Source organism: Methylobacterium sp. WL18, assembly GCF_008040015.1.
GTDB classification, from domain to species: domain Bacteria; phylum Pseudomonadota; class Alphaproteobacteria; order Rhizobiales; family Beijerinckiaceae; genus Methylobacterium; species Methylobacterium mesophilicum.
In genome coordinates this window covers 1-5,158 of record NZ_VRVD01000330.1, presented here as the reverse complement: position 1 = coordinate 5,158, position 5,158 = coordinate 1, and the positions used below count along the sequence as shown (strand labels likewise).

Annotated in this window: 4 protein-coding genes; all 4 read right to left on the bottom strand. The window is 71.2% G+C overall.

The genetic code is table 11. The annotated features are described in order from the left end of the window. Nucleotides 1-977: FAD-dependent oxidoreductase (locus FV228_RS19750; protein ID WP_147856172.1), on the bottom strand; the 977-nt coding region annotated here is incomplete at its 3' end. A gap of 484 nt (nucleotides 978-1,461) precedes the next feature. Continuing rightward, nucleotides 1,462-2,490 (bottom strand): tRNA pseudouridine(55) synthase TruB, encoded by a 1,029-nt coding sequence (gene truB, locus FV228_RS19740; protein WP_246693960.1) that lies wholly within the window; start codon nucleotides 2,488-2,490, stop codon nucleotides 1,462-1,464. 54 nt (nucleotides 2,491-2,544) lie between these two features. Further along, nucleotides 2,545-2,988 carry a 30S ribosome-binding factor RbfA gene (rbfA, locus tag FV228_RS19735; protein WP_147856170.1) on the bottom strand — a complete coding sequence of 148 codons (444 nt, stop codon included), beginning with the start codon at nucleotides 2,986-2,988 and terminating at the stop codon, nucleotides 2,545-2,547. Between the two features lie 136 nt (nucleotides 2,989-3,124). Beyond that, nucleotides 3,125-5,158: translation initiation factor IF-2 (gene infB, locus FV228_RS19730; protein WP_147856169.1), on the bottom strand; the 2,034-nt coding region annotated here is incomplete at its 5' end.

Sequence of the window (5,158 nt, the reverse complement as noted above, 5' to 3'; positions counted from 1 at the left end):
CCGCCCTGGCGGCTCGCCTCGTGCAGCACCGGCCGCCAGCCGTCGGCGTCGCCGGCGATCAGGATCGGGGCCCCCGCGCAGACAAGGCTGCGCCGGTCGAATTTTGGCACGCCGTCCTCGCCGAGGCGCAAGCCTGCGGCGTCCAAACCGAGTCCGTCGAGGTTCGGCGCGCGGCCGGTGGCCGCGAGCATCCGCTCGGCCTGCGTCACCTGCGCGTGCCCGTGCCGGTCGGTCCAGGCGAGGCGCACGCCGTCGCCGTCACGCGTCGCGGAGTCGAGCCGCGCGCCGAGATGCAGATCCAGTTCCGCCCCGAAGATCGCGGCGGCCTGCCGGGCGAGGTCCGGCTCGGACAGCCCGGCGACCGTGTCGCCCGAATCGATCACCGTGACCCGGACGCCGAGCCGCGTCATCGCCTGGGCGATCTCGATCCCCACCGCGCCGGCGCCCAGCACGGCGAGCGAACCCGGGAGATCGGGGATCTCGAACAGGGTGTCGGTGGTGAGGAGCCGGTCGCCGAGGCCGTGGAGCGGCTTCGGGATGTTCGGGCTCGATCCCGTGGCGATGACGGCGGCCTTGAAGGCGATGCGCGTGTGGTCGTCGACCGTCAGGCTGCGTCCATCGCGGAACCGGGCGGTGCCGGCGATGCGCGCGCCCTCGGGCAGCCCGTCGAGACCGTCGAAGACACTGCCGACGAACCGGTCCCGCTCGGCGCGGACGCGTTCGAGCACCGCGCGCCCATCCACCGCGACGCCGGAGACCCGGATGCCGAACGGGTCGGCGCTCCGGGCCGCGTGGGCGGCCTTGGCCGCGGCGATCAGCAGTTTCGAGGGCATGCAGCCGACCCGGGCGCAGGTCGTCCCCCCCGGGCCGCGCTCGATCAGCACGGCGCTGGCCCCGGCCTCGGTGGCGGCCCGGTAGGCGGCGATGCCGGCGGTCCCGGCCCCGATCACCGCCACATCGCAGGTTTGTTCGTACATCGTATCCCCGGGGCGGTTGCCGGGGCCAAAGGCCGATCGCTGCCGTTCGTTCCGCGTGCGCCCACGCGCCTCAGGTTGCGGCGTGGGCTTGGCGGTCCGGCTAGCTCTCGATGGCAACAGAGGTCATATCGCAGCAGACCGGCGCCTTCCCTCCCCCCTTTGCGGGCTACGATGTTCACACATCAGCTTGCGAAAGCCGCCACGCGCCCCCTCTCCCGTGCGGGAGAGGGTTGGGGTGAGGGACCAGGTCTTTCCGGAAAACGCGCATCCCTCACCCTGTCCCTCTCCCGCTCGGGAGAGGGGACCCGCGCCACATCCGGGGATGTGTGAATCCGATAGCCTCTGCGGGGGAGGGAGACGCGCTCGAGTCCGGCCTTTGCTCCCACCCGGCCGCGATGTGTGACCGTCGTAACCCCCTAGGAGAGGGGACCCACGCGTCATCCTGAGAGGGGTGACCATCTAAGCGTCGGCGCAGGGCGACGGCTCAGGCGTTGCGCCCCGAGGCCGTGCCGCCGAGGTGAAAGACCCGGTGCGGCACCAGTTCGCCGCGCTCGACGTCGCCCACCGCGACCAGGATGCCGCCGCAAGTCGCGAAGGCCTTGCCCTCGACCGGCGCGTCCCGGCCGCGCAGGATCACCGACTGGCCGCGCATCAGGCGGAGGCCCAGGTCGCGCGAGACCGTCACCTCGGGGATCGCGTCCAGCGCGGTCTCCACCGGCCGCAGATGCGCGAGCGCGGCTTCCGGGCCGCCCTCGGTCAGGCCGGCGGCGGCGCAGGATTCGGCTTCCGAGAACGGCCCGACCCGGGTGCGGCGCAGGGCCGAGACGTGGCCGTAGCAGCCGAGCATGCGGCCGAGGTCGCGCGCCAGGGCGCGGACATAGGTGCCCTTGCCGCACTCGGCCTCGATCACGGTGCGCTCGCCGTCATGCTCGACCACCGCGAGGCGGTCGATCTGCACCGGCCGGGCCACCAGCTCCACGACCTCGCCCTCGCGGGCCAGGTCGTAGGCGCGCTCGCCCTGGATCTTGATCGCGGAATAGCGCGGCGGGACCTGCTCGATCGCCCCCACGAAGGTCGGCAAGGCCGCCTCGACGGCGGCGCGCTCCGGGCGGGCCTCGCTGGTCGCCACGGCCCGGCCCTCGGCGTCGTCGGTGTCGGTCTCGACACCCCATTGCACGGTGAACCGGTAGGCCTTGCGGCCGTCCATGACGAAGGGAACGGTCTTGGTCGCCTCACCGAGCGCGATCGGCAGGATACCCGACGCCAGCGGATCGAGGGTGCCGGCATGGCCGGCCTTCTTGGCGTTGAAGGCGCGCTTCACCACCGCGACGGCGTGGGTCGAGGTCATGCCGACGGGCTTGTCGAGGATGACCCAGCCCGACACGTCCCGGCGCTTGGGCCGGTCGGGGCGTGGCCCGCGCTGCGGGCGACGCTCCTCCGGGCCCCGGCGCTCGGCGCCGGGAGCCGATACCGCGCGCTCGGCCGGCGGATGATCTTCGATGGAAACGGTCATGGCCTCGTGTCCCCCGGGGTCGTTGCCCCGTTCCTGTCCGTGTGCCGATGGGGATCAATGCCCCCGACCGGTCTCCGGTTCGTCGTCCTCATGCCCGTCGCCGTCCCGCTCCGGGACGAGGTCGCGCTGCACCCGCTCGTCGCGGAGCAGCTTGTCGATGCGGGCCGCCTCGTCGAAGGTCTCGTCGCGGAGGAAGCGCAGCTCGGGCGCGAATTTCAGGTTCACCCGGCGCGCCACCTCCTGGCGCAGCACCTTGCGGTGGCGGTCCAGAGCGGCGATCACCGGCGCCTCGTCCATGCCCCCCAGGGGCATCACGTAGGCGGTGGCGAGCTTCAGGTCCGGCGACATCCGCACCTCCGGCACGGTCACGACATGCGTGTTGAGCACCGGATCCTGGATGTCGCCGCGCTGGAGCACCTCCGCGAGGGCGTGGCGCACGAGTTCGGCCACGCGCTGCTGGCGCTGCGAGGGGCCGGTGGAGGTTGGTTTCTGGGCCATTCTGTCTCGGGCCGGCGGCGCGGGGCGGCCGGTTCACGTCCAAGCGGAGAGATGTGCAGGAAAGACGCGATGCACCCAAAAGAAAAGACGGCCGCGGCTGACGCCGCGACCGCCCTGTCCGGACGAGTCCGGGCTCTCAGAGCGTGCGGCGGATCTCTTCGACCCGGTAGCACTCGATGACATCGCCTGCGCGCATGTTCTCGAAGTTCTCGAAGGCCATGCCGCACTCCTGCCCGGAGGTGACTTCCTTCGCGTCGTCCTTGAACCGCTTCAGGGTCTTGAGCTTGCCCTCGTGGATGACGACGCTGTCGCGGATGAGGCGGACATGCGCGCCGCGCTCCACGATGCCGTCCTGCACGCGGCAACCCGCGACCTTGCCGACCTTCGAGACCTCGAAGACCTCCTGGATCGTCGCCTCGCCGAGGCGCTCCTCCCGCAGGGTGGGCGGCAGCATCCCCGACAGCGTGGCTTTGATGTCGTCCACGAGGTCGTAGATGATGTTGTAGTAGCGGATATCGATCCCCGCCCGCTCGGCGGCCTCGCGGGCCTCCTTGAGGGCGCGCACGTTGAAGCCGATCACGACCGCCTTCGACGCCTGAGCCAGGGTGATGTCCGACTCGGTGATGCCGCCGACGCCCGACAGCAGGATGCGGGCCGCGACCTCGCCGTTGCCGAGCTTCTCCAGGGCGCCCGAGATCGCCTCGACCGAACCCTGCACGTCGCCCTTGATGACGACCGGCAGCTCCTTGCGGCCAGCGCCTTCCTTGAGGTCGCGCATCATGTCGACCAGCGAGCGGTTGGCACCGCCGGTGCGGGCGTTCTGCCGCTCGCGCTTCTGGCGGGCGCGGTACTCGGTGACCTCGCGGGCCCGGGCCTCGCTCGGCACCACGGTCACGCGGTCGCCGGCATCGGGGGTGCCGTTGAAGCCGAGGACCTCCACGGGCACCGACGGGCCGGCGTACTGCACGTTCTCGCCGAGGTCGTCGACCAGGGCGCGCACGCGGCCCCACTCGGCGCCGGCCACGACGATGTCGCCGGTGAACAGGGTGCCGCGCTGGACCAGCACGGTCGCCACCGGGCCGCGGCCGCGGTCGAGCTGGGCCTCGATGACCGTACCCTCGCCGTCGCGCTTCTCGTTGGCGCGCAGGTTCATGATCTCGGCCTGGATCTGGATGCCCTCCAGCAGCTCCGGCAGACCGTCGCCGGTCTTGGCCGAAACCTCGAACTCCAAGGTCTCGCCGCCCATCGACTCAACCTGGATATCGTGCTGCAGCAGCTCCGTGCGGACCCGCTGGGGGTTCGCGTCCGGCTTGTCGATCTTGTTGACCGCGATGATCATCGGGACGCCCGCCGCCTTGGCGTGCTGGATCGCCTCGATGGTCTGCGGCATCACGCCGTCGTCGGCCGCCACCACGACCACCACGATGTCGGTGACCTTGGCGCCGCGGGCGCGCATTGACGTGAACGCCGCGTGGCCCGGGGTGTCGATGAAGGTGATCATCTCGCCGGACGGCGAGGCGACCTGATAGGCGCCGATGTGCTGGGTGATGCCGCCGGCCTCGCCCTCCACCACGTTCGCCTTGCGGATCGCATCGAGCAGCGAGGTCTTGCCGTGATCGACGTGGCCCATGATGGTGACCACCGGCGGACGGGGATCGAGATCCTCCTCCAGATCCGGCTCGTCGGAGGACAAGCCCTCTTCCACGTCGGACTCGGCGACGCGGCGCACGGTGTGGCCGAGTTCCTCGGCGATGAGCTGGGCGGTGTCCGAATCGATCACGTCGGTGATCTTGTGGATCTCGCCCTGCTTCATCAGCAGGCGGATCACGTCCACGGCCCGCTCCGACATGCGGTTGGCGAGTTCCTGGATGGTGATCGTCTCGGGGATCGTCACCTCGCGGGACAGCTTCTCCTTCTGCTCCACCTGGCCGCGGCCGCTCATCCGCTGCTGACGGCGGCGGAACGAGGCGACCGAGCGGGTGCGCTCGTCCTCACCGGACGTCGCCGTCGCGATGGTCAGGCGGCCGCGGTTGCGGTCACCACCCGGCGACTTCGGCGTCTTCGGGGGCGCGATGATCTTGAGCGGCATGCCGGGACGGCGGATGACCCGCTTGGTCTCCGACTCGTCCTCGTTGGTCTGGGCACCGCGGCCGGCGGGACGCGCCGCGGC